The sequence below is a fragment of the Bradyrhizobium cytisi genome (assembly GCF_008123515.1).
GTDB classification, from domain to species: Bacteria; Pseudomonadota; Alphaproteobacteria; order Rhizobiales; family Xanthobacteraceae; genus Bradyrhizobium; species Bradyrhizobium cytisi.
Genome location: NZ_VSSR01000014.1, coordinates 25,692 through 50,234, shown reverse-complemented (window position 1 = coordinate 50,234; position 24,543 = coordinate 25,692). Strand labels below are relative to the sequence as shown.

Genomic DNA, 24,543 nt, shown 5'->3' with positions numbered 1-24,543 from the left:
CACGGCAGTTGCTGAAGAGCTTCCGGAATTAACACACGGAGCCGCTGATGGCGTTCGCTGCCGCAATCACCGGGCTCGACAAAGATCGGTCGAGGTCCATAGTCCTTAATGACACTACGTTGCGCGACCGCGAACAGGCGCCCGGCGTGGCCTTCACGGCAACGGAGAAGGTCTCGATCGCGCGTGCGCTGGCGGGGGCCGGAATCACGGAGATCGAGGCCGGCACGCCGGCGATGGGTCAGGAAGAGATTACCGCGATCCGAGCGGTCGCCGAAGCGGGCCTTGCGGCCACGATCATCGGCTGGTGCCGGATGAAACCGGCGGACGTCGATGCGGCGATCGAGGCCGGCGTTTCGATGGTCAACCTATCGATTCCGTCGTCCGACGTGCAGATTGCGGCGAAACTCGGTGGCGGCCGTTTGGCCGCGCTGGAGCGGGTGAAGCGCATCGTGGGCTATGCTCGTGACAAGCGACTGGATGTCGCAGTGAGTGGCGCAGTCTCTTCGCGTGCCGATGTCAACTTCCTGATCGACCTGATAGCAACGGCCAAGGAGGCCGGCGCGCGGCGGTTTCGTGTCGCGGATACGCTGAGCGTGCTCGATCCCGACGCGTCCTTCGGGCTGATGGCGGCACTGCGCGCCAGCACCGATCTCGAGCTCGAATTCCACGGCCATGACGATCTTGGACTGGCGACGGCTAATACGCTGGCGGCGATCAAGGCTGGTGCAACCCACGCCTCTGTGACGGTCAATGGCCTGGGCGAGCGAGCCGGCAATGCGCCGCTGGAGGAAGTTGCCGTCGTACTCAGTCAGCTCTACGGCCGCGATACTGGCGTGCTGCTATCCGAACTGGAGAAAGTCGCGGCCGCCGTTGCGGCCGCAGCGTGCCGCACCATTCCGCTCAACAAGGCGATTGTCGGCGAGCATGTCTTCACCCATGAATCCGGCATCCACGTCGATGGGCTGTTAAAAGACCGGCGTCTACCAAGCGCTGGACCCGGGATTGCTGGGCCGCTCCCACCACATTGTGATCGGCAAGCATTCAGGGCTTGCCGCGATCACTGCGCTGTTGTCCGAGTTGCAGCTCTCGGTCACCGCCGAGCAAACGGAGACCATCCTCGCGCGCGTCCGCAAGCATGCTATCGAGCACAAAGGCGCGGTTGCCCAGGAAACGGTGGTGGCGATCTGGCGCGAGATTCACGAGGGCTCGCTCGTCAACGGCGGGTGATCGGTTGGTCAGCCATGCGCGTCGCGCGATCAGGTTGAAACATTCGGCCTGGATGGTTTCCGGGCGCGGATCTAGATGGAGGTTGAGAATGACGACGGACGGCATCCTTTCGCAATTGAACAAGGCCTCGGCGGCAGAGGAGTTTTTTGCACTGCTCGGCGTCGAGTACGACGCGAAAATCATCAACGTGGCGCGGCTTCATATCCTGCGTCGCATGGGTCAATATCTCGCAGGCGAGGAGTTGACCGGTGCATCCGATCCTGACATCGCCTTGCGTTGCAAGGCTACGCTTGAGCGCGCCTATGCCGACTTCGTCACGTCCTCCCCGATCGAACAGCGCGTGTTTAAGGTCCTGAAGGATGCGGCCGCACCACAACCGAACAAGCATTCAGCATTGGTCCAGCTCGGTTCCTTGGAGTGAATTGAGTTTATATCTCGTGCTCTGGACCGTGAAGGTTCGGAGAACCTGACAGCCACCCATGGCTTCGAATTCAAACGGAAGTTGCAGTTACGGCCTCGCGGATCCGCAGCTTCAACACTCACTCGGCTCTCCTTAACGTCCAATCGCGACTGAGCTCTGGTATGTCCATCCTTTCAAGCTGGTGCCCATGGCGCACCTATCTCCTGCAATGGTACGCCGGCAGCGGGAAGCGCACATTTGGCGAGGAAAGCGCGCCAGATTCGGATGACTATCTTGTGTCGCATTCCGGACACGCCTCGGCACGGTTATCGAATGTTCCGATCGTCGTGCGAGGCTGCCGACCGATTTCCTTCAGTAAGATTCTGTATTGGCGCTCAATTTTCATCGCCTGCGCAATTGGTACGACAATTGCTACATATGCTCAGCTAATCTGGAGAAGCGCATGCACATCTTGGTCCGCATCGATTGTGTTTTTGACGCCGCGCAGGTTCGCGCGCGCTGCCTGTCGGCACCATGATGCGTCGCGATGCCAAAGCGATGGTCGCATATTCCGACCCGGCTGAGCTGAAAGCTGCGCTTGATCCGCGCCAAAGGTTCGTCGACGAAATCACCCCCGTTGGCCGATCCATGGCCGAGGTTTCGCGGGGACAGTCCTTGCTCTCCAGCGCCGGTCGCGCGGCGCCGTTGACCGGCGGTTTGACCGCCGGCGCTCGTGCCCTCGCCAAGAGTTGCGGGCTTGTCGCTGCAATCGGCAAGATCTCGAGGGCATTCGGAGCGGGGGAGCGCGTTTTCACCGGCAAGCACGCGGCGGATAATGATATCAGCCGAGCCTCTGCCACATCCTCGATCCGTTCCAACTCGGTTGCATCTGGAAGATGAGGGGGACCAATCGATCGGCTCGCGTGACCGGCGCGGAGAACCCGAAACGCGTGCTTCCGGGCTCGCCGACACATCGAGGAATGTCTGTCTTGGCCCCGCGCTGCTGCCAGGCGGTGCTGACTGAATGGCGGCGGGCACCCGGCCGAACTTTTAACTGAAGCAATCCTCAAGCGCGAATTCAAAGCTGGGGGCGGAGCGCGCTCCGCTGGCGAGCCGCTACTGAACAACGGATGGGAGTACAGATGATGAGCACCGCACCCAAAAGCGCAGCTCCGGCCGCGGGTGGTGGTCGCGCGGCGACCAAGAGGGAGCTACCCGAACGATTTAAGGCGTATAAGCACGTCTGGGTCTTCATCGAGCAGGAACGCGGTGTTGTGCACCCCGTCTCCTGGGAGCTGATGGGTGCCGGCCGCCGGCTCGCCGACAAGCTCAACGTCGACCTCGCCGCGGTTGTCATCGGCCCGGTCGGGGAGACAACGCAGCAGGCGGTCGCCGAATCCTTCTGCTACGGCGCCGACCTCGCCTATATCGTCGCGGATCCTCTCTTGGCCGATTATCGCAACGAGTCCTATACCAAGGCCCTGTCAGAGCTGGTCAATACGTACAAGCCGGAAATCCTACTCCTAGGGGCAACTACACTCGGCCGCGATCTCGCCGGCTCAGTGGCCACCACACTGCTCACCGGCCTAACTGCCGACTGCACCGAGCTCGATGTCGATGCCGACGGCTCGCTTGCAGCGACCCGGCCCACGTTTGGCGGCTCACTATTGTGCACGATCTACACACTCAACTCTCGTCCACAGATGGCAACCGTCCGCCCGCGCGTGATGCCGATGCCTGAGCGCGTGACGGGCGCCGTCTGGCGCGTCATCTCGCATCCGCTCGGGCTTGTAGAAGAAGATATCGTCACAAAAGTCCTCTCGTTCCTGCCGGACCGCGATTCTACAAAGTCCAACCTTGCCTATGCCGACGTGGTCGTCGCTGGAGGGCTCGGTCTGGGATCGCCTGAGAACTTCCAACTGGTGCACCAGCTCGCAGACGTGCTTGGCGCCGAATATGGCTGTTCGCGGCCGCTGGTCCAGAAGGGCTGGGTCACCTCGGACCGACAAATCGGCCAGACTGGGAAAACCATTAGGCCAAAGCTTTATATCGCGGCCGGTATTTCCGGGGCGATCCAGCATCGCGTCGGAGTGGAGGGTGGCGACCTCATCGTTGCCATCAATACCGACAAGAACGCCCCGATCTTCGACTTCGCCCATATCGGCATCGTCACCGACGCCATTCGACTGTTGCCGGCATTGACCTCTGCATTCCGCGCGCGGCTGTCGCCGCACTCGCACGACCGCATCGCCGGCTAGGGGAGCTTGTTATGATCGAGGAAAAATTCGACGCGATCGTCGTCGGTGCTGGCATGGGCGGGAATGCGGCGGCGCTTACCATGGCCGAGCGTGGCCTGAAAGTGCTGCAGCTGGAGCGCGGCGAGTATTCGGGGTCGAAGAACGTGCAAGGGGCCATCCTCTATGCCGATATGCTGGAGAAGCTGATCCCCGATTTCCGCGAAGATGCTCCGCTTGAGCGGCATCTGGTCGAGCAGCGCTTCTGGATCATGGACGAGCGGTCGCACACGGGGCTTCACTATCGCTCCGATGATTTCAATGAGGAGAAGCCGAACCGCTACACCATCATCCGCGCTCAGTTCGATAAATGGTTCTCGCAGAAGGTCCGCGAGGCCGGCGCTACGGTGCTGTGCGAGACCACGGTGACCGAACTCCTCCAGGATTCCCATGGGAGGGTCGTCGGGGTGCGCACAGACCGCGATGGGGGTGAAATCCATGCAGATGTCGTCGTGCTTGCCGAGGGCGTGAACGGAGTGCTCGGGACGGGTGCGGGGATAAGAGAGCTGCCGAAATCGGACAAGGTCGCACTCGCGGTCAAGGAGATGCATTTCCTGTCGCGCGAGACAATCGATGCGCGCTTCAACCTCAAAGGCGACGAGGGGGTCGTCATCGAAGCCGTCGGAACCATCTCCCGCGGAATGACCGGCATGGGCTTCATCTATTCCAACAAGGAATGCATCTCGCTCGGTATTGGCTGTCTTGTTGCCGACTTCCAGCGTACCGGCGAGACGCCATACGGCCTGCTCGAGGGCTTCAAGCGTCACCCCTCCGTCGCGCCGCTCATCGAGGGTTCGGAAGTAAAGGAATATTCCGCGCACTTGATCCCCGAAGGTGGGTACAAGGCCATCCCGCAGCTTTGTGGTGAGGGCTGGGTCGTCGTCGGAGACGCCGCCCAGCTCAACAACGCCATCCATCGCGAGGGGTCCAATCTGGCGATGACGTCGGGCCGTATCGCGGCGGAAGCGATCTGTCTTATCAAATCGCGAAATGATCCGATGACGGCGAAAAATCTTTCGCTTTACAAAAAAATGCTGAATGACTCCTTCGTAATCAAGGACCTGAAGAAGTACAAGGATATGCCGGCAGTGTTGCATACCCACTCGCAGAACTTCTTTCTCACATATCCGCAGCTCTTCTCCAAGGCGATGCAGGATTACGTGCGCGTCGACGGCACACCAAAGCTCGAAAAAGAGAAGCTGATGCTGAATTCATTCATCAAGGCGCGATCGTGGAGTGGACTGTTCAGCGATGCGCTCCGCATTGCCCGGGCCTGGCGCTGATCACGAAGCAAAGATAACGACGATTGACGGAGCCAGAATCAATGCCGAGCGAGCCATCCCAACGTGTCGAGGACAAACTATTCTACAACCGTTATCTTGTTGATTCCGGCCGCGCCCATATCAAGGTGCGGCCGCACACCACGCCATCGTCGCGGCTCTTGTCGATGCTGAAGGCTTGCCCAGCACGGTGCTACGAGCTCAACGATAAAGGTCATGTTGAGGTTACAGTCGACGGGTGTCTCGAGTGCGGCACCTGCCGGGTGATTTGCGAAGAAAGCGGTGATATCAAGTGGAGCTACCCACGGGGCGGTTACGGTGTGCTATTCAAGTTTGGTTGAAGCTTCAGGGGAGGGCCTGACTTTGACAGGATGCGGCGTTTTCGCGATGCAACGAGATGCGCGGGACTCAAGATTTCACCCGGGCACATTCAATCGGGGTCCCGATACTTCCATCTACCGGGCGGGCCCTTGCGTGATGGACAACCGCAGCTTGCCAGTTTTACCTGAACCTATCGGAAGTGCTTTGCGGCGAAGTGGCCTGCCCGTTCGATCAATGGCTTCCGTCCGCAGAGGAGTTATTCCTGCGCCGATACCTCAAGAAAACGGTCTCACGAAATCGAGAGCCCGCCTCGCCACTGCCAGCTTGTCAAAATCGGAGAGCGCCTCTTGGGAGTGATACTGGGCCGGGCCTGCGGCGTCGGTGAAAAAGGCTGCAAATTGGGCGGAAAACGACGCCGATTAGCTACCTATCTTGCGATGAAGACGAATTGGCGGTGTCGCGCTGTAGCAAGGGATTCATAGAGGTTCTCAACAGGAACTTCGCTGCTGTTGGCGATATCGGCTGCGATTGCCTTTTCAAGCCACGGCTGCTCTGACATAGGCCAGCGTTTGGCCGGGCGGGTAAGAAGCCTAACACCACACGTGCGGTCGGTGACAAAGACGTATGGACCTGCCTTGCAGGCGCCGATCACAACAATCTCACAGAAGACAATGCAGCTATTTTCGTGCGGTTGGAAACAGCATGGCTCGCTGACCACTGGCTCGAGATCCGCCGAATGAGCAACAGCGCACGCGACGAGCGCAACTGCTGCGGCGGCCCGAACAAGCACGTCAGATCGCATATCACCGAACCGCGTCGGCTTCCACAACAAAGCGTGAGCCGTTGAAGTCGCAGCGTCGCTCCCACGCTCAAAATGGGGTGTGCAGACTCTATACCGATGGGCGCGATGCAAGCTCCCGGCGACCTCGATCACCGGTATCGTCTACCTGACAAGAACGGCCATTGTTCACACAAGCCGCGGGTCTGAGGTCGAACACGAATCGCATGCCAGGCGCCGGCACCGCCGGTCGATGATTTCTGTGAATGCTCCTCTGAAAGAGAGTAGTTGCTCTAGCTTCTTTACAAGGACACAATGAAGTCACACCCGGTAATTCGAGGCGCGGAGCGCGCAACGCACGCCGAATGAAGCTGAGCTCCTCGGCGGTGCGCTGGAACGTGGCCAGCTCGATCGTCTGTGCCTGGACAATCACGGTGCCGGCCTCGGGGATCGTTGCGGCGCTCACCTCGTTGGGGTGGATATTTTTGATGTTTTCGTCAGGACACGAGCTTCAGCCCGACAATGCCGGCGACGATCAGTCCGATGCTGGCAAGGCGACACGCGGCGGCCGCTCCGCGAACAGAATGATGCCGAGCGCTACGGTGCCGACCGCACCGATGCCGGTCCAGACCGCATAGGCAGTTCCGATAGACAGCGTCTTCAGAGCAAGGCCGAGCAGGATCACGCTGCCGGCCATGGCCGCGAGCGTGAGCACGGACGGAACGAGCTTGGTGAAGCCCTCGGTGTATTTGAGGCCGATTGCCCAGGCGACCTCCAGCAGGCCGGCGACCAACAAAATGCTCCAGGCCATGGCGACCCTCCGTTCATGGCAGGCTCATCCCCGCGGCTGATGTGATGATGAGCTGCAAGGCCGTCCTTGCCAGGGCTCGTGATTCGCTTCGATCAGGCAGGGGTCGGCTTTTCTCAAAGATTAGCATTCCGACGTTATCGGTTCGGCGAATTCACACGATCGACAAAGCAGAAAACCGTCTGCTCCGTTCATGCGATCGGCAATCTTGCAAAAAGACGCCCCTTCAAAGAGATCCTTGTACCTGTCGCGGAGGAGGTTGCCCAAAACGTGTCGTCGCTCAAAATCCATGCAGCAGAAAGTAACGTCGCCGTTTGGGAGAAGAACATTCCGATATTGCCTTTCGTCAGGACATGTCAGTGTTCCAACGATTGGCTGTCGTGCTTCAACCATCTTAAGCTCGCCGCTGCCAGCCCTGCTGCGCGGCGGACGCGAGCGAACCAGCGCTTCGTCAGGAATTATGTCGACAAGTTCGGGATGCACCTCGCCCATGACTATGAAGAGCAGTGATGAAATGTCGGCATCGACAAGTTGGCGCAGCAAATCGACATAGTTGCGCCTGACGAGACCACTGTCCATGTACGTGCCGTCATCAAAAACCTGCACCAGGAAAACGCGGAACTGCAGCGCACGCAAGCGCCTTAGATCCCGCCCGTTCATTCCTACCAGGCTTGTGAAAATCCGGATTCTATGGCCACACGCGTAGGCATGCTCGACCATCTCGGTGCAAGCCGGATTGAGCCAGGGCTCCGAATACCCGGAAAAGCTGATGTCGACAGCTGCTGGTACGCGCGCCAGGCATCGCTTGAAATCTTGCAGAGAAAGGTGCTTCACGTCGGATATCGCTCTTTGCCGTTCGGCGAACTTGTCCTGCGGGCAATAAGAACTTCCGACACAGCCCGTTGTCGTAGTGATCTCCAGGACCCTGCCGCCAGTCATTGCAGAGCGCAGCTCCTGTAGAGTCATCGATTTTATATTATCCACTTCCGCGCTCCGCGTTTGAAAGAGCTCTTGAGGGGACCGTCGATTTTCATCCCTCATGCCGGTCCGCTCTTGCATCATCCTCGATTCATCCATCAGCGCGACACGGCACTATCGCAAGCGCGGCCGCGACAGATGAAGAAAGCGCCACGGCTCTTCCCCTTAGCGCCCCAGTCCAGCAGGATCGGGCAGCTGCCGAGTGGACATGCATCGATGGGGTTGGTCTAACTTCCCATTTATTCCAACAAGCATCACTCATGCCAATGGCGGTACTGTGTCGATATTGTTGCAAAAGTCGTTTTTCGCCGATGACCAAAATTCTGCGGGCCGTGGGCGCGACTTTCGCGTACAAGATGCGAGGGACCTCACGGCCTCACGCAAAATTCACAGGCGACTTCGGTAACGCGATTGAGGTCATACGAATCAGCGATCGCTCGCTGCTTAGTGTTTTCGCGAAAAATCTTGAGCCTTGCAACTTTCGAGTTTTGCAACACAATCTGTCCATAAGTCGACACGTCCGCGATAAATGTCGTCGTAATTGCGTAACCGAGGCGCAACTCTACGCGATCGAAAGCGTACAATATGACGCTACGTACGATTCAAGCTCTCTCGAAACCGAGTTGAATGGCAGCTTTCTTATGAAACGTGGCGGCCTTGCCGCCGTCCGAAGCGCCATGTCATCATGATCGACGTGCGTGGGCATCCGTCCCCGAAGTTCCGATTGCCCCTGCTCTTCCCGGGGACCAGCGTTCCCTTCTGAAGCATCCCCGTGCTTGCGGAGGACCTCTCAAATCGCCTTCCCGGTGAGGCATTCGTTCGCCGTCCGACAAAAGCTTCAGAAGACGCCCGTTTTCTAATAGATTAGGACCTGTGGTAGTGAAGCGGACCCATCCGGGACCACACCAATCTCCTACTTAGATTAGCTATCTTGAAGACGACGACTGGACCGTACTTAACCGCACGATCGCCATCATCTATGATTCAAAGGCGCGGTCGCCCACCCGGAGGGCTATGCCGCCGCTGGGTCGCGGGCACTGCTTGCATATCGTCTGCCCAGACGTGAATGGTTCGGATCGAATGCGATCCCTCAAAAGTACAACTGGCGACTCCAACCGCGACTCGAAATGTCAATGGAGGAGGAGCGACGGTCGCCGCGTCAATGCTCTCCCGAGGGGTTCTAGGGCCGTCTAGCATGCCCCTTCTTTTGCACTTCCAGGACGACGCCCAGATCAACACTTTGCGCTCCGGCCCACAACAGCACTCCTTCTAACGCATGTGATCAAGAGCGATAGCTATGATCCTGGCGACCACTGATGCGGATCGCCTGTGGACATGGCTGCACCCCCGTTTAAAGCACGCCCGACCGGCGCGGCTTGGACCCGAAGAGAATTCATCGAAAGCTCTGATTATTGAGCTGGTGCGCACGCTCCAATTCTCTTGGGTGTCGCCGCCGAGCTGCTTGATGATCCCCTCAGCTAGGTCGTCAGTTCCTCGACCTGTTCGGGCTCGTGTCCTCACGCGCGAGAATGCCATGCAGGTAAAGAGGCATGGAAGTCCTTTCCTAATAGCGTTGGTGCGGCTCGCTGCGACGAGCCGTTCAAGCCCTTCGGAAACCAAGTCGTGTAGGGGTGCTCAGAAAAGTGGGGCAACGGCGAGGCGGCGAGTTGTCGTGCGCGTTCGTGTGCAATGTCGTGTTCGCAACATGTTGGCAGATACCAAACAAGTGCGGGTTGGCTTTCGGAGAGAAGATACGCGTTCCGCTTTGCTTGCGTGCAGTTGGCCGCGCAGCGGCCCGTGCGCAGAAGCGTCAGGCGATTGGCCCGACATTTGCTCAGCTGCTTGCCAACGGCGTGCGGCTCACCTGCTTTGTCGCGATGTCCGCTGCAGAACGTGGATCTCTACTGACCAAAGGCCATGACATGAAGAATTCCAGATCCCTGACAATCAAGGTGCTAGGCACGGCCACTTTTGCCCTAGCCTTGATGACGCGTACCGCGCTGGCGGTCGAGAGCAAAACGGAAAATAGCCTGGATCCTAGCTCCCGGGGCGTTCCTGTGAACGGGAGCGTTCTTGCCCAGATCACACCCACCTGGGAACGACCAGCGAGCTTCATGCTTCAGAACGGCCTCCAGGTCGTGGTGATCCCCGATCACCGCACGCCGGTGGTGACTGAGATGATCTGGTATAAGCTCGGCTCGGCCGACGAGACACCGGGCAAGTCGGGGCTCGCCCATTTCCTCGAACATTTGATGTTCAAGGGCACGGAGAAGCACCCGATCGGCGAGTTCTCCCAGACCGTGCGGCGCGTCGGCGGGAACGAGAACGCCTCGACCTCGCTCGACTACACCAACTACTACCAGCGCGTGCCGCGCGAGCAGTTGCCGACCATGATGGAGTTCGAGGCCGACCGCATGACCGGCCTGATCCTCAAGGACGAGAACGTGCTGCCCGAACGCGACGTCGTGCTCGAAGAGTACAACATGCGCGTCGCCAACAGCCCCGATGCGCGGCTCAACGAGCAGATCATGGCCGCGCTCTATCTCAACCATCCCTATGGCCGTCTCGCGATCGGCTGGCACCAGGAGATCGAAAAGCTCAATCGCGAAGACGCGCTCGCCTTCTACCGCCGCTTCTACGCGCCGAACAACGCGATCCTGGTGATCGCCGGCGACGTCGAGGCCGCCGACGTGCGCCCGTTGGTCGAGCGCAATTTTGGCCCGATCCCCGCCCAGCCGGCGATCCCCGCACAGCGCATCCGCCCGCAGGAACCGGAGCCGGCTGCACCACGCACCGTCACGCTGTCAGATCCGCGCGTCGAGCAGCCCAGCCTGCAACGCTATTACCTCGTGCCCTCGGCAACGACGGCCGCGGCAGGCGAGAGCGCAGCGCTCGACGTGCTCGCGCAGTTGATGGGCAGCGGCAACAACTCCTATCTCTACCGCGCACTCGTCGTGGACAAGCCGCTCGCGGTCTCCGCCAGCGCCGGCTATTCGAGCATCTCGCTCGATCCGACCCAGTTCGCGGTCGCGGCCTCGCCGAGACCCGGCGTCAGCTTCGCGGATGTCGAGCAGGTGATCGACGGCGTCATCGCCGACATCGTGCAGGACCCGATCTGCGCCGAGGATCTGGAGCGGGTCAAGACCCAGCTCATTGCGGAAGCGATCTACGCCCAGGACAACCAGGCGGTGCTGGCCCGCTTGTATGGCGGCGCGCTGACCACGGGCCTGTCGATCGAGGACATCAGGAGCTGGCCCGACCGCATTCGCGCGGTCACCGCCGAGCAGGTTCGCGCCGCTGCGCAAAAATGGCTCGAGAAGAAGCGCTCGGTGACGGGCTATCTGATCAAGGACACCACACCCGCCAAGCGCAAGGAGAAGCGTTCGTGAATCATTCCTTCCTTCGCGCACGCAACGTCGCGCTGTCCTTCGCCACCGGTGCGGCACTCGTGCTGGCCGCGGTGTCGCCGTCGCAGGCGGCCGCAAAGGTTCAGCACCTGATCTCGCCGGGCGGCATCGAGGCCTGGTTCGTGCAGGACGCGACCGTGCCGCTGATCGCCATGGAATATTCCTTTGCCGGCGGCTCGGCCCAGGATCCGAAGGACAAGCCGGGCGTCGCCAATCTGGTCGGCGACCTCCTCGACGAGGGCTCCGGCGATCTCGATTCCAAGACATTCCATGAGCGGCTCGACCGCCGTGCCATCGAGCTCTCCTTCAGCGCCACCCGCGACACCTTACGCGGCAGCCTGCGCATGCTCCGCGACAACAAGGACGAGGCCTTCGACCTGCTGCGGTCGGCATTGACCTCGCCGCATTTCGAAACGGCCGATGTCGAGCGCATTCGCTCGCAGGTCATCTCGGGCCTGCGCCGCGAGACCACCAACCCGACCTCGCTCGCGAGCCGGAAATTTTTGGAGATAGCGTTCGGCGATCACCCTTACGGGCGACAGACCACCGGCACGCTGGACAGCGTACCGACCATCACGGTTGCCGACATGAAGGATTATGTCGGCCGCGTGCTTGCCAAGGATACGCTGAAGATCTCCGTTGTCGGCGACGTCGATTCGGCCACGCTTGGCAAGCTGCTCGACCACACGTTTGGCAGCTTGCCTGCCAAAGCCACTCTCACAGCGGTCCCCGACATCGAGGCCGCAAAGCCGCCGCAGCGCGCCTTCGTGCCGCTCGACGTGCCGCAGACCGTCATCACCTTCGGCGGCCCCGGCGTGAAGCGCAGCGATCCGAACTTCATGGCGGCCTATGTCGTCAACCACATCCTCGGCGGCGGCGGCTTGTCCTCGCGGCTCTATCATGAGGTCCGCGAGAAGCGTGGCCTCGCCTATTCGGTGTTCGAATCGCTGCTCTGGATGGAGCATTCGGCGGTCTTCATCGGCAACACCGGTACGCGCGCCGACCGTGCCGGCGACACGATCGATGTCATCGAGAAGGAAGTGCGCCGCATCGCCGAGGAGGGCCCGACGCAGAAGGAGCTCGACGAGGCCAAGTCCTATCTCAAGGGCTCGCAGATGCTGGCGCTCGACACCTCCTCCAAGCTCGCGCAGGCATTGCTGCAATATCAGCAGGACAAGCTGCCGATCGACTATATCGAGAAGCGCAACGCCATCGTCGATGCGGTGACGCTGGACGACGCCAAAGCGGCCGCCAAGCGCCTGTGGGGCCAGGGCTTGCTCAGTGTCATCGTCGGCCGCTCTCCACCGGCAGCAGCTGAGTAGACCACCGCGCCATCGGCCGCGAAGCCGGCGACCCCAATTAAATTTTCAAGTAGCTCGGGGCGGCGTAGCCCCGAGCCTGGCTCTGCCCTGTCCCCCGCTTGCATTATTCGCGCTGGTCGTGTCGTTGTTCCTGGAGAGCTTGGCACGCTCCTCGCGCAGCCAGCTCTGCAGCTCGATAATCAACGGGTGGCGACGCTCCTGACCGTGGAACAGGAGGTCGGTGGTTCAAGCCCACCCAACTGTACCAGCGAAATCAACATCTTACAATCCAATGGCTTCGGAGTTAGCGATCAATAGCTACCGAATAGCTACCACGGTGACTACGCTAATGAGAGACTGCAGGTAGGATTTCCGGAAGGGATAGAGCCCGAGGCTAGGTTCTCTCGCATCGTGCGGCCGAACTGCTCCAGCAACGCGGGGGCGATCTGGATCGCGTTCGATGAGTGTGACTTGGCGGCACGTTCGAGAGCGGCCTATGAGCGATCCCGATCAGCCTTGAGAACGTTCAAGCGGTCCTTGAGGACATCATCGATTTCGGTGACTCCATCTTCGATGAGTTTGTAGAGGCATTTAGTTAGCTGCTTCTTGCGGTGCCTTTCTATACGGCTGCCTTCGATCTCTCGGTCCGAACAAAGGCCACGACGCTCTTCATGCCACTGGTCCGGAGCTCTTTGTCCGTCAAGGGGCCGACAATGGTATTGTGCTGCGCAGCTCGATCGGCGTCGCCGGCTGCATTGTCCCCGGCGCCGTCGTCAATTCGGAGTGTTGGTCAGGAGGGCGCATGGCGTTACCAGTCACGATCTAGGGGGCGGGATCCCGGCTTGCTTCCGGGCCTTGGGGACCGAAACAGACTTGGTTTCGGTGGAGGCGGCGGCGTCCGCGATGAGTCGATCGATCAGGTCGCCCAGGTAGAACTGGATCGTGTCCAGCTCCGCCGTGGTGATGGGAACGAGCTCCGGCAGATCGTCGAGCACGACCGGATCGTCGGACGTCCTGGCTCGCTGAGACGGTCGTTCGAGTTGGGGACGATTCGATGGCGCCACTCCTGGCGGTGCCTGGCGCGTCGCCGCATGCTTGTAGAGGTCGCCTGGAGCTATCACTATCAGCCGCGCGTTTCGTGGGGTAAGACCGACGTTGTGGAACGCCAGCCAGAGCCGGTACGGGACATCGCATGGAAGGCGCAGGTTCGTCTCCGTGGCCGCTATCGGGCCGCTCACCGCCGCAGGCAAAAAGCCCACGGTGGTCGTCACCGCGATCGCCCACGAGCTCAGCGGCTTTGTTTGGGCCATTGGTCAGACTGTGACGTCGCCGGTGCCTATGATGTAAATCCGCCGACCTGTTCGGCCGGGGGCGGAGCGCAAGGTCAGGCAATCCTCGAGAGTCCAGTGGGCCGGTTCAATCCGATGCCCGTCCTAAGTCAGAGGTAGGCCGCGACGAAAAGCGCTCATGCGTTATCCAACCCGCGAATGGAAGATTGATCGACCGTCGCCATCGGCGCTTCGCCCCCGACCCAACAGGAAAAAGAGTTCTCTGTCGCCATGCCTTCGGCACGGCGAGCGTTCTCGCAGTGCAGGCCGGGTGATCCTCCTCCGCCCCGGCCGCCCTTGATACCGGTCTCGCCCGGCCTTTGACCGGCAATCGAGTGAGGTACGGGCTCATAGCGTTTCTGGCAGCAGGCCCGTGGAATGCTTCTGCGGTGGGCGCGGTGCACTTGCCGACAATTGCTCCAGCGTAGCTATCAACGGATTTCCGATTGTGCGTCGCAGTCGAGTTGGCCCACTGAGTTCGCCCCGGCATTTCGAGCAAATGCGACCGACGACCGGAGTAAAGGCTTGCTCGCCCCGGCTGAATTCCATTCCGTCACAACGGCTGCATTTCAGGGGAACGACACGCGCTTCGAGATGCGGCAACGAGTTTTGCGCCATCAGTGTACGGACCATGGCGCCGTCCAATCTCACGCCATCTATTTCCACGGCGGAGAATGTGTCGTCAGGGTTGGCTATTTCACCGTCTTCCTTGTATGCATGCACGTGAATACCTTCTTCCTCCGCCTTCTCAGAGGACCAAATGATCGCGGCGTTCGAACCCCAGACTTGTATGCCACCGGGATAATCGCTCTGCTGGAGCTTGAGGACTCTTGCAGCTTGAACAGGCTTTCGCGGGAGCAGCCCTAAGGTTTCTTGTGTTGCGCGAATAGGATTTCCGATCCCAACAACCGAATCGCCAAAATTCTTGCCGCAACCTGCGCAGAGATGTCGGCGGTGCGGGTGGATGCTGAACCAGTCTTTGTCAAGATGCGGATATCCACAATAGTGCACCGGACGTCACGCATATCGAATCCGAATACGCTGCTGACCATGTAGTACACGGCATCGATTTCAGAAATCAGCAAGCCTTCCGTCGGAAGCTGATGGCCAATCAGCCTGACCGCCCGATATGTAGTGTCTATGTGTTTGTCCCCGTCGGAATCCCTCCGCGCGTGAACATGGATTCCAAAATCCAAGGGAAGGCGGGTCGTGTCATACACGGGTGGAACAGCGCCCCATAGGCCCACTCCGCCGGGATATTGGTCGAGATCAAGATCGAGAATCTCGTGAGGCAAAATCGGTGGAAGATGCGCCGCACGGCATGCCATCGCGGGCCGACCGTACTTGGCGGTGGCATCGGCTTTGTGTGTAAGGCACCAGTATCGCGTGCCACCATCACGCCGTTTTCCGACAGGCGTAATATCGCAACCACCCGCCTGCTTTAACGCCGCTTTTTTTGGCTGGCTAAACATATCAAGCTGTCTCATGGCCGCACCTTCGTTTGAAAATCCTAGACCGCTTCGGTCACTTTCTTCAGTGAAAGCAACCATTCACGCAGCTTAATGACTTGGTCTTCAGTCAGCTTTGAGCCGTAATGGCCGACGATCTCAAACGGTGATCCGCCGCTCTTCTTGAAGATTTCCCGAAGCATATCGAGCGTTTGCTCGCGACCGAGCGCGATCTCCGCTGGATCAACCAAGGAAATGCAATCGGTGCCCACGATATAATTGGGGGTCCGCTTTCCAAACGTCGCCGGATCATGAGTGTCGAGTTCGTGCTGTGCGCCGCTCGCATCGACGACAACGTTTCCAGTCAGTTGACCGTCGTCACGCATTCGAAGGCGTTGATCAGGAAACCGCTCGTACGCTTGTATGGCGTCGATTTTCTGCGCAACTTCGAAGCCGCCCATCACGAATTGGCGCACGTTGGGAAGTTTGCCGGATATCACGAACAAATGGTTCCCTTCTTTGACTTGGCGCCTGATATCAGGGCGACAAGCTCCGAGGCTCGCCTTTGGTCCGAGGTAAGGGTCTTTTACATGTTTCCCAAGCTGCGGATCATAGCCGCTGCTGGTTATAAAGATTTTTCCAATCATCATTGCCTCCAAGTCTGGTCGCCATCCTCAGCAAGCTGCCAATCGAGCTTTTGCTTGAGGGCGTTTCCTTGATGACGCGCCAATAGGCGCTCATGCTGCAATCGACCGACAACGATACCCGGACCGATTCCGATCGCTTCCGCAAAGTCGTGAATGTCTTCGTTCGTAAAGCTTTTCTTCCGGACGAACTCGCCCAGAGCGGCAGGTGGAATCAGTGTATCGTCGGCAAACTGATTGGCCTCGCTCTCATACTGTTGCATTTCAGGATCTACGACCTGATCCGAAAGATTATCGGCTGCGTTATCCAGGACGAACGATCGCTTCCTTCTATGAAGGAGCACGTGACCTACTTCGTGAAAAAACGTAAACCACATCTGATCGTCAGTTTTGTACCGAAGCGTCAGAGCGATGAGGGCTTTCCTGTCGGACAGCCATCGCGCACAGCCGCTAATCGCACAGTGAGGCAGTTCTGGAACCCACACCACAGCAACCCCTGCCGCCGCGCAAATCTTCTGGATTGGTTCCATGATCTCATTGGCCCGTGTTCTGGTCAGGCGCCTCAATTCTTCGATCGACGCCCGGAGTAAGTGCTCATTGAAATCCGCCGTCTGAAGTTCTGCCGCCACAAGCTCCGTTTCGCGCACCCACGCGGAAACTGCTTCGACGCTGGTCGCGAATTTTCGGGTTTGTCGGTACGCCACACGAGAAGCGCTCCACACAGCATTCCAGCTTTCAGGAGATGAGACGCCGAGGAAGTGAAGCAAGGCATCTACTTCAGACTGCCCCGGCTTCAAAAAGCGGAGCTTCCGCATATCCTTCAGAGGGAATTTGCGAGCCCAGTCCGACCATTGAGCGGACTGCGCGAGCTCGAAGTGTCTCGCCTCAGCTTCGTCGAATTGACGCTGAAGGTTCAGCCAAAAATGTGCGGGGCGCTGCAGTACCTTCTCCAAGGCAAGCGCCGTCGGCGCCGTAACCGGCGCCTTTCCATTACAAATCTCGCTGATGGTCTTTGGCGTGAGGCCTGTACGCCGCGCCAGATCGCGCTGCGCCCACCCGTGAAATTCAAGATAGTCCGCCACGACCTCGCCAGGATGCGGGACAGCCGTCGGCTGGAGCAGAGTAGCTTGCTGATCGCTATCCATGGGTATCCCCAATTGCTACGATTTCGATCTTCGTTATCGATGCCCACCGCTTTTGCTCATCAGAGCGGTCCTTCGGGGCATTCTCTTCGATTGGCACGAATAGCAGTCGATAGGGCTGTTTCAGATCGATCGAAAAGGTGCCCGCAAGTTCTCCTTTCAATTCATGGCAACGTTCAGGCCCAGACATCGGTGGCCAGAAGTCCGCCAGCGACACGGCGGCCCGCAGCTCACTCAGGCGCAGCATGATTTTCTTCATCATGTCGCGGCCGTGTTGCTTCTGACATGCCGCTTCACTTTCGAGCGCCGCCCTGAGCTTACCTTTGGCTCGCATTTCCATATGGTACCTATTTAGTAATCATATGCCTGGCAATATAGTTACCTATTAAGTAACGACAGATAGTCGATACGGAAAGCCACGTCAAGGGGTGTTCCTGTTTCGTGCCGGGTACATAGGATGCCGTTTGGACTTTGGGACCCGTGACTGGGCTCCGGCAGGGCTGCGCCGCCGCCCATCACAAGCGGTTCCAAGATTGACTTACGGCTGGTGACGGAAATGTCGACCTTGCAATATTTTCAGGTGTTGCTAATTGAGAGAAGGTTTTTCATAATGTAGAACTGAAATTCGATAATGGGCATCTTTGGAGAAGGAATTTCAGGGACCAAGCCAGAGAGTGTTTTTCATAGGATTTTGAGTGAGCGTGCAATTTTCAGGATCGGTTAGGGTTTTTCATGACCGGAGGCTGCCGGAAGCTGCCGTTCCGGTGGGTTACGCTGCCCTGATCGACGCTTATAAGTTGCCCGTTCCTGTCCCCCGCACCCTTTCGGCGATTGGCACCAAGCACCGCATTATCGAGCAGGGCGACTGGCGTATCTATACGCCGCGCCACGCGCCGGAGGCCTCTCTTGAAGGACACCTGACTTTTGCTCTCAAGAACGAGGGGGTGGACCTTGCCGTTCTGAAGCGGCTTTTCCTCGCGGTTAAGGAAGGCGAGATCGCGGAGCTTGTACGGCAGAAGCCTACCGGCCTCTACACCCGTCGTATCTGGTTTCTGTACGAGTGGCTGCTTGGCCGTGAGCTGAAGCTGCCGGCCGCAAACAAGGTCTCATATGTGGATGCGGTCGATACCGAACTCCAGTTCGCAAGGCCCGGCGAGAATTCGGCCCGTCATCGTGTCCGCAACAACCTTCCCGGTACGCCGGACTTCTGCCCGCTCGTGTTCAGGTCTGCTGCGCTCAGCGAGTTTATCGCGCAGGACTGGAAGGAGCGCGCGCGCGCGGTCGTCAGCGCAGTTCCGAAGGACCTGCTCGCGCGGACGGCTGCATTTCTTTTGCTGAAGGATTCGAAGTCCAGCTACGTGATCGAGGGAGAAAGGCCGCCGCAGGATCGTATTCAGCGGTGGGGCCGCGCTATCGGGGAGGCAGGTCGCGCGCCGCTCGATGAGCAGGAATTTTTGCGCTTACAGAGCATCGTCATCGGCGACGAGCGCTTTGTGAAGATGGGCTTCCGCCAGGAAGGCGGCTTCGTCGGTGAGCACGACCGGGATACGCAGCGCCCCATTCCCGATCATATTGACGCTCGGCATGAAGATATTGCGTCGCTGATGGCGGGCTTGATTGCGTTCGACCATAACGCCGAGAACGATCTCGATCCTATCGTCGCTGCAGCAGTACTGGCATTTGGGTTCGTCTATATCCATCCGTTCGAAGACGGCAACGGGCGTATCCACCGCTACCTGATGCATCACGTTCTCGCGCGCCGAGGGTTTAATCCTGCTGGACTGCATTTCCCGGTGTCGTCGGCGATCCTCGATAGGATTACGGAGTACAAGACTGTGTTGGAGAGCTATTCCAGCAGGTTGCTTCCCTGCGTCCAATGGGAAGCTACCCAGAAGGGCAATGTAAAGGTTCTCAACGATACGGCCGACTTTTACCGTTTCTTCGATGCGACGCCGCATGCTGAGTTTTTGTACGAATGCGTGCGCCAGACGATTGAGCAGGACCTGCCCAACGAAACTAACTTTCTTCGTAACTTCGACACGTTCCGTGCTGGCGTCGAGAGCATGATCGATATGCCCGAGCGGACGCTCAACAACCTGTTCGGGTTCCTGCGGCAGAACAACGGCGCGCTTTCCAAGCGGGCAAGGGAGAACGAGTTCGCGCAATTGACCGCAGAGGAAGTGGCGAAGATCGAGGAGTTGTACCGCGCCTCGTTTCAGGAGAGCGCATGATCGAATTTCGACAAGCCGACGCTATTTTGTCGCAAGAGATCTCGCGGCATGTCCGTGATATGTGGGATCGATCTGGATGTAGATTTCAACAAGTCCTTTCAATTGGCTCCGCAACGGCAATTGCATCTAATCGTTCCGGTCAATTTTCGTTGTCGCAGCCGTGTTCAGCACGATGGAGCCGCGTACCAGTGGATGATGCTGACCGCGGCTGGCTGTTGTCTCGCCGACGATGTACCGCGGCTCGGTCTCGGTCCAGCGCGGAGTGGGGAAAGTCGCGAGCTTCCCCTTGAAGTGCCCGCGGGGGATGCTTATTGAGGTAGCCTAGAATCTTATCGTCAATCTTTGATTGTTAGAACGGTATTTTCGTTTCAATGTTGGGGTCATAAATTGTCGTGCGGGGATTATTTTGAGCATTAGCATACATAACCCAGACCAATACATGGCCGCGTTACGGACCATCGTTGCTCAGGGAAGAAAGCGTATAGGCCTTTTGGTCGGCGCTGGAGCTGGAGCCGGGACGGCGAAAGACGACGGTACTTACCCGCTCATCCCTGCTGTCGAGGGACTTACAAAACAGGTCCTTGCGACGTTGGCACCCAAATACGGCAGTCAGATTGCCTCCCTCAAAGCGGAGTTGGACAAGCACGATATCGAGACGATACTTTCGCGTATCCGCTCCCTCAGCAAGGTGATCGGGAAGTCGAGGATTCATGGCCTCGACGGCGATGGCTTCAGGGCCTTCAGCGAAGACATTTGTCTTGAGATTGGAAAGATTGTGAACGTTCGACTCCCCGTAAGCGGGAGTGCCTACAGCGATCTTGTCAACTGGACTACAGGAATATCCCGCGATCATCCTGTCGAGATTTTTACGACGAACTACGATCTTCTCTTCGAGGAAGCCTTTGAAGCAGTCCGTGCTCCATACTTTGATGGATTTACCGGTGGCCGCGAGCCGTTTTTCGATCCGGTCTCTGTCGCCGGAAATGACCTGCCGCCACGCTGGACAAGACTGTGGAAGTTGCATGGCTCGCTAGGATGGAAGGCGAGCGGCAAGGATGAAGTGATTCGAACGGGCAGTGATACAGCGACGCATTTGGTCTTCCCGGAGCACCTGAAGTACGATCAGACCCAAAAAGCTCCTTATGCCGCGCTGTTCGATCGGCTGCGGGCCTTCCTGGCCACGCCGGACACCCTGCTCATTTCTATCGGATTTTCCTACGCGGACGCGCATGTCGCGGCTCGTATCGACGAGGGCCTAGCCGCGAATCCTTCGGCCAGCGTCTTCGCTTTTCAATATAAATCCCTCTCTGACGAGGTCGCCGTCTGCGATTTGGCGCGGCGCCGTCCCAACCTCAGCGCCTACGCGCCCGACAAAGCTGTGGTCAACGGGATAGAGGGACCCTGGCGAGTGCCGACCGAGCTTCCAAGCAAAGATTGGGGGCCGATCAGAGCAACCTACTGGGCGGCTCCAAGCTCAGGCGGGCCGGCGCAGTTCACGCTGGGAGCAATAGAGGCTTTCGGCCGCTTCTTCGCTGCATCACGCTCGATGCAAGCTCTCACTCCCACTCCAGCGATCGCGCCCGCAACTGGCGCCGGTCCGTCCGCAGGCGTCGGGATTACACCATGATTGCGCCGACACTGCTGGGACATGTCGGAGCCGTATCAGGGGCGACGATAAGCGTTCGTCAATTTGAAGGCGTGGCATCGGGTATCGCCATTATCGGAGGACGTAGCTATCGCGTTGGCCAAGTCGGAAGCTTTGTGCGGATACCGCAGGGCTATCACGATCTTTACGGAATTATCGCCGAGGTCGGCGCAACGGCGACGCCAGAGGCCGCGCAGAATTTGAGCTCGCGGGGGGAACGCTGGATAACCGTCCAGTTGGTCGGAGAGATCGTCGAAACGGCTTTTGAGCGCGGGATCAGCCAGTATCCGGCGATAAACGACGAAGTACATCTGGTCACCGAGGATGATCTCGCAAAGATTTACGGTACGGCAGAAGAAGGGCAGGTTGTCATCGGAAGGCTTGCTGGGGCTGAGAGCATACCGGTACACGTGGACTTGGATCGGCTTGTGACAAGGCACAGCGCGGTGCTCGGGTCGACTGGCTCGGGAAAGTCAACAACCGTTGCGAGCCTTTTGCGCGCCATCGTTCGTTCAACGGATGGCAGCAGCAATTTTCCCAGTACTCGCATTCTACTTCTCGACATTCACGGAGAATACGCGACATCCCTGAAGAAGATTGCTCAGGTGTTTCGCGTTTCGCCAGCCGACGACGAAAAACCGCTGTTCATCCCGTACTGGGCTACGGACACGACGGAGATGCTGGGGTTCATGATGGGAAAATTGTCTGACCCGGCATTTGCCGCGATTACGGACAAGATTCTCTCCAAGAAGCTGCAACTGGCGAAAGGCGGAATGTATGACGGTATCGACGTCAATTCGCTTACCTTCGACACCCCGCTCCCATTCAGTTTGAAGCAACTGTGGTCTGATCTGATCGATCCCGAGATCAAGACCTGGAATGAAAACACCCAACTTACCTCGGCAATCGAAAAGCCGGGGAATGCGGAGAAGCTCGTGGCGCCGGTCTATCCATTGCCGGGTCCGGGCGGGGCCAAGCCTTTTGCGAACAAGACCGCGGTGCTTTCAATTCGGCGCCAACTCGACCAAATGAGATCCCGGTTACTCGATCGGCAGTACGATTTCATGCTCCATCCGGGCGACTGGGAACCTACTCTCAACGATCAGGCGAAGAAGGACCTACCGGAGCTGCTGGAGTCCTGGCTTGGAACGGACAAGCCCATCAGCATTCTCGACCTCTCGGGGATACCTAGCGGCGTCCTTCACCATTTGGTCGGTGGCATTCTCAATATTCTTTACGAGGCCCTGTTTTGGGGGCGCGAGGCCGCGGAAGGCGGCCGTCAGCGACCGTTACTCGTGGTCATGGAGGAGGCCCATCGCTATCTCGGTAAGGATGCCGATGGTCCCGCAAAGGCGATGGTTCAGCGTATCGTAAAGGAGGGACGAAAGTTCGGCGTCGGCGCCATGATCGTCAGCCAGCGTCCGTCCGAGATCGACGATACTATCCTTTCGCAATGTGGGACGTTCATTGCCCTTCGGCTCTCCAATACAGGTGACCGTGGTAAGGTTCAATCTGCGCTGCCCGACAGCCTAAGCGGGCTTATGGATAGCTTACCGGTCTTGAGAACCGGTGAAGCGATCATCACCGGAGAAGCCGCAAAGCTGCCGATCCGCTGCCGCATCACATTGCCGCCCGAGGGAGCGCGGCCAAGCAGCGAAGACCCGAGAGTCTCGCAAGCTTGGGCCAAGCCGAAAGCGCAAGAGGATTACGTAAGTCTCAGCGGTCCGTGGCGCGCCCAAAATCCCAAATGGAAGCGCGGTAAGGAGGGAAATTAGATATGGAACGGATAGTGGTAAACTCGTCTAACCTGGTCTCGGTTGGATATGATGAAGACAGTTCGACGCTGGAGGTTGAGTTCAAGGGTGGCGCAGTATATCGCTATTTAAATGTCCCGTCGTTCGAGTATGAGCGGCTGATGGCCGCGAACTCGCATGGGGCCTACTTTAACGCTAACATCAAGAATGGATATTCTTTCGAGCGCGCATGACCATCGACGCTAACATCACCTGTCCAAGCTGTCATAGTGAGATCAAACTCACCGAATCGCTCGCCGCGCCCTTGATCGCGGCAACAAAGCGCGAATATGAGAAGAGGGCTGCCGACAGGGATGCCGTGTTGGACAAACGCGAGGCGGAACTTCGCGTTCAGCAGGTAGCCGTGAAGGAGGCGCAGGAAAGTGTTGATGTGCTGGTCGCGGAAAGGCTGAAGGCCGAGCGCCAGTCCATTGCTCACGACGAGGCACGCAAGGCGAAGCTCGCGCTAGCCACGGACTTGGAATCCCACGCAAGGGAAATCGCCGATCTTAAAGACGTCCTGATCCAACGCGATACCAAACTGGCCGAAGCGCAGGCAGCCCAGGTCGAACTTCTTCGCAAGCAGCGCGAACTCGATGACGCCAGGCGTGAGTTGGAGCTTTCCGTCGAAAAGCGCGTTCAAGAAGCCCTCGGTGCAGTCCGGGAGCAGGCCCGCAAGGACGTGGAAGACACTCTGCGGCTGAAAGTATCCGAGAAGGAAGAGCAAATCCTGTCGATGCAGCGCCAAATCGAGGAGCTAAGGCGTCGGGCCGAACAGGGATCGCAACAGCTGCAAGGCGAGGTCCTGGAATTGCAGCTTGAGACGCTCCTGGGTGGCCGATTTCCACTCGACCTGCTCGAGCCCGTCGCCAAGGGTGAATTCGGCGGAGATTTGCTTCAGCGCGTGACGGGGCCTGCTGGGCAGCAGTGCGGCGCGATCTTGTGGGAGACTAAACGAACCAAAAATTGGAGCGATGCGTGGCTACCAAAGCTGCGGGGGGATCAGCGAGCGGCGAAGGCAGAATTGGCGCTCTTGGTGTCGGAGACGCTGCCGAAAGGCGTCGAGAGTTTTGAACTGATCGATGGCGTCTGGGTTGCTCATCCGCGATTCGTTCTCCCGGTAGCTGCGGTCCTGCGGCAATCCCTGATCGAGTTAGCGGCTACGCGTCTGTCCCAAGAAGGGCAGCAAACCAAAACAGAGCTCGTTTACGCGTATCTGACTGGTCCGCGATTCCGGCATCGAGTCGAAGCCATTGTCGAGCTGTTCTCCGAAATGCAAGACGACCTCAACCGCGAACGGAAGGCCACTATGCGTCTGTGGGCAAAGCGCGAAGCACAAATTCAGGGTGTCATTGATTCCACAGTTGGGATGTATGGTGATCTTCAAGGGATAGCGGGGCGCGTTATGCAAGAGATACCTGCGTTGGAGATGCCCCTCATCGAAAATAGCAAAGGGTAGGCTCGACTACTCTTATCCGGCCTCACGAACTGTCGGATGGGATATGACCGCGCTTAGCT

At 58.7% G+C, this 24,543-nt stretch carries 17 protein-coding genes and 3 pseudogenes; 13 read left to right on the top strand and 7 right to left on the bottom strand.

The features are described from left to right. Positions 1-47: 47 nt before the first annotated feature. The 6 genes and pseudogenes from nifV to FXB38_RS45035 form a co-directional block, all read left to right on the top strand. Positions 48-1,227, top strand: a pseudogene (nifV, locus tag FXB38_RS08755) (homocitrate synthase). An 88-nt stretch (positions 1,228-1,315) separates the two neighbouring features. After that, positions 1,316-1,648, top strand: a complete 333-nt coding sequence (nifW, locus tag FXB38_RS08750) for a nitrogenase stabilizing/protective protein NifW (protein WP_148750472.1) — start codon at positions 1,316-1,318, stop codon at positions 1,646-1,648. A 1,121-nt stretch (positions 1,649-2,769) separates the two neighbouring features. Beyond that, on the top strand, positions 2,770-3,885 hold the full coding sequence (locus FXB38_RS08745) for an electron transfer flavoprotein subunit alpha/FixB family protein (protein WP_430640163.1): 1,116 nt from the start codon (positions 2,770-2,772) through the stop codon (positions 3,883-3,885). 11 nt (positions 3,886-3,896) lie between these two features. Next, entirely contained in the window at positions 3,897-5,204 is a 1,308-nt protein-coding gene (locus FXB38_RS08740) for an FAD-binding protein (protein WP_148750471.1), read from the top strand. A 41-nt stretch (positions 5,205-5,245) separates the two neighbouring features. Then, complete coding sequence (locus FXB38_RS08735; RefSeq protein WP_148750470.1) at positions 5,246-5,542, top strand: ferredoxin family protein; 297 nt, start codon at positions 5,246-5,248, stop codon at positions 5,540-5,542. Positions 5,543-6,644: 1,102 nt separating this feature from the next. Then, positions 6,645-6,767: pseudogene (locus FXB38_RS45035) on the top strand (inorganic phosphate transporter); the annotation flags it as partial. Between the two features lie 30 nt (positions 6,768-6,797). Here the strand turns inward: FXB38_RS45035 and sugE are convergent. Together sugE and FXB38_RS08720 are read right to left on the bottom strand one after the other, a co-directional pair. Next, positions 6,798-7,111, bottom strand: a pseudogene (sugE, locus tag FXB38_RS08725) (quaternary ammonium compound efflux SMR transporter SugE). Positions 7,112-7,231: 120 nt separating this feature from the next. Beyond that, on the bottom strand, positions 7,232-8,074 hold the full coding sequence (locus FXB38_RS08720; RefSeq protein WP_246229748.1) for a radical SAM/SPASM domain-containing protein: 843 nt from the start codon (positions 8,072-8,074) through the stop codon (positions 7,232-7,234). Positions 8,075-10,200: 2,126 nt separating this feature from the next. Here FXB38_RS08720 and FXB38_RS08715 point away from each other — a divergent pair. Further along, positions 10,201-11,475: a M16 family metallopeptidase gene (locus FXB38_RS08715; protein ID WP_246229746.1), complete on the top strand. Its 1,275-nt coding sequence runs from the start codon at positions 10,201-10,203 to the stop codon at positions 11,473-11,475. Continuing rightward, on the top strand, positions 11,472-12,815 hold the full coding sequence (locus FXB38_RS08710; RefSeq protein ID WP_187434750.1) for a M16 family metallopeptidase: 1,344 nt from the start codon (positions 11,472-11,474) through the stop codon (positions 12,813-12,815). The genes FXB38_RS08715 and FXB38_RS08710 overlap by 4 nt, the downstream gene beginning before the upstream one ends. A 794-nt stretch (positions 12,816-13,609) precedes the next feature. Here the strand turns inward: FXB38_RS08710 and FXB38_RS45030 are convergent. The 5 genes from FXB38_RS45030 to FXB38_RS08685 form a co-directional block, all read right to left on the bottom strand. Beyond that, positions 13,610-14,065, bottom strand: a complete 456-nt coding sequence (locus FXB38_RS45030; RefSeq protein ID WP_148750467.1) for a hypothetical protein — start codon at positions 14,063-14,065, stop codon at positions 13,610-13,612. A 920-nt stretch (positions 14,066-14,985) separates the two neighbouring features. After that, positions 14,986-15,672: a hypothetical protein gene (locus tag FXB38_RS08700; RefSeq protein ID WP_148750466.1), complete on the bottom strand. Its 687-nt coding sequence runs from the start codon at positions 15,670-15,672 to the stop codon at positions 14,986-14,988. Continuing rightward, entirely contained in the window at positions 15,633-16,220 is a 588-nt protein-coding gene (locus tag FXB38_RS08695; protein WP_148750465.1) for a DUF3656 domain-containing protein, read from the bottom strand. Before FXB38_RS08695 ends, FXB38_RS08700 begins: the two co-directional genes overlap by 40 nt. Further along, the gene (locus tag FXB38_RS08690; protein ID WP_148750464.1) at positions 16,217-17,359 is read right to left on the bottom strand and encodes a HigA family addiction module antitoxin; all 1,143 of its coding nucleotides are present in this window, start codon (positions 17,357-17,359) and stop codon (positions 16,217-16,219) included. The genes FXB38_RS08695 and FXB38_RS08690 overlap by 4 nt, the downstream gene beginning before the upstream one ends. Next, positions 17,352-17,696: a type II toxin-antitoxin system RelE/ParE family toxin gene (locus FXB38_RS08685; RefSeq protein ID WP_148750463.1), complete on the bottom strand. Its 345-nt coding sequence runs from the start codon at positions 17,694-17,696 to the stop codon at positions 17,352-17,354. The genes FXB38_RS08690 and FXB38_RS08685 overlap by 8 nt, the downstream gene beginning before the upstream one ends. Before the next feature lie 355 nt (positions 17,697-18,051). Between FXB38_RS08685 and FXB38_RS08680 the strand changes: the two genes are divergently transcribed. From FXB38_RS08680 to FXB38_RS08660, 5 genes are all read left to right on the top strand, one after another. Continuing rightward, positions 18,052-19,587, top strand: a complete 1,536-nt coding sequence (locus tag FXB38_RS08680; RefSeq protein ID WP_148750462.1) for a Fic family protein — start codon at positions 18,052-18,054, stop codon at positions 19,585-19,587. Between the two features lie 439 nt (positions 19,588-20,026). Further along, positions 20,027-21,214 (top strand): SIR2 family NAD-dependent protein deacylase, encoded by a 1,188-nt coding sequence (locus FXB38_RS08675; RefSeq protein WP_187434749.1) that lies wholly within the window; start codon positions 20,027-20,029, stop codon positions 21,212-21,214. Then, positions 21,211-23,007 (top strand): ATP-binding protein, encoded by a 1,797-nt coding sequence (locus tag FXB38_RS08670; protein ID WP_148750461.1) that lies wholly within the window; start codon positions 21,211-21,213, stop codon positions 23,005-23,007. Before FXB38_RS08675 ends, FXB38_RS08670 begins: the two co-directional genes overlap by 4 nt. A 2-nt stretch (positions 23,008-23,009) precedes the next feature. Next, positions 23,010-23,219, top strand: coding sequence for a KTSC domain-containing protein (locus FXB38_RS08665; RefSeq protein WP_148750460.1), 210 nt, complete (start codon positions 23,010-23,012; stop codon positions 23,217-23,219). Beyond that, positions 23,216-24,484: a DUF2130 domain-containing protein gene (locus FXB38_RS08660; protein WP_148750459.1), complete on the top strand. Its 1,269-nt coding sequence runs from the start codon at positions 23,216-23,218 to the stop codon at positions 24,482-24,484. Before FXB38_RS08665 ends, FXB38_RS08660 begins: the two co-directional genes overlap by 4 nt. Positions 24,485-24,543 lie beyond the last annotated feature (59 nt).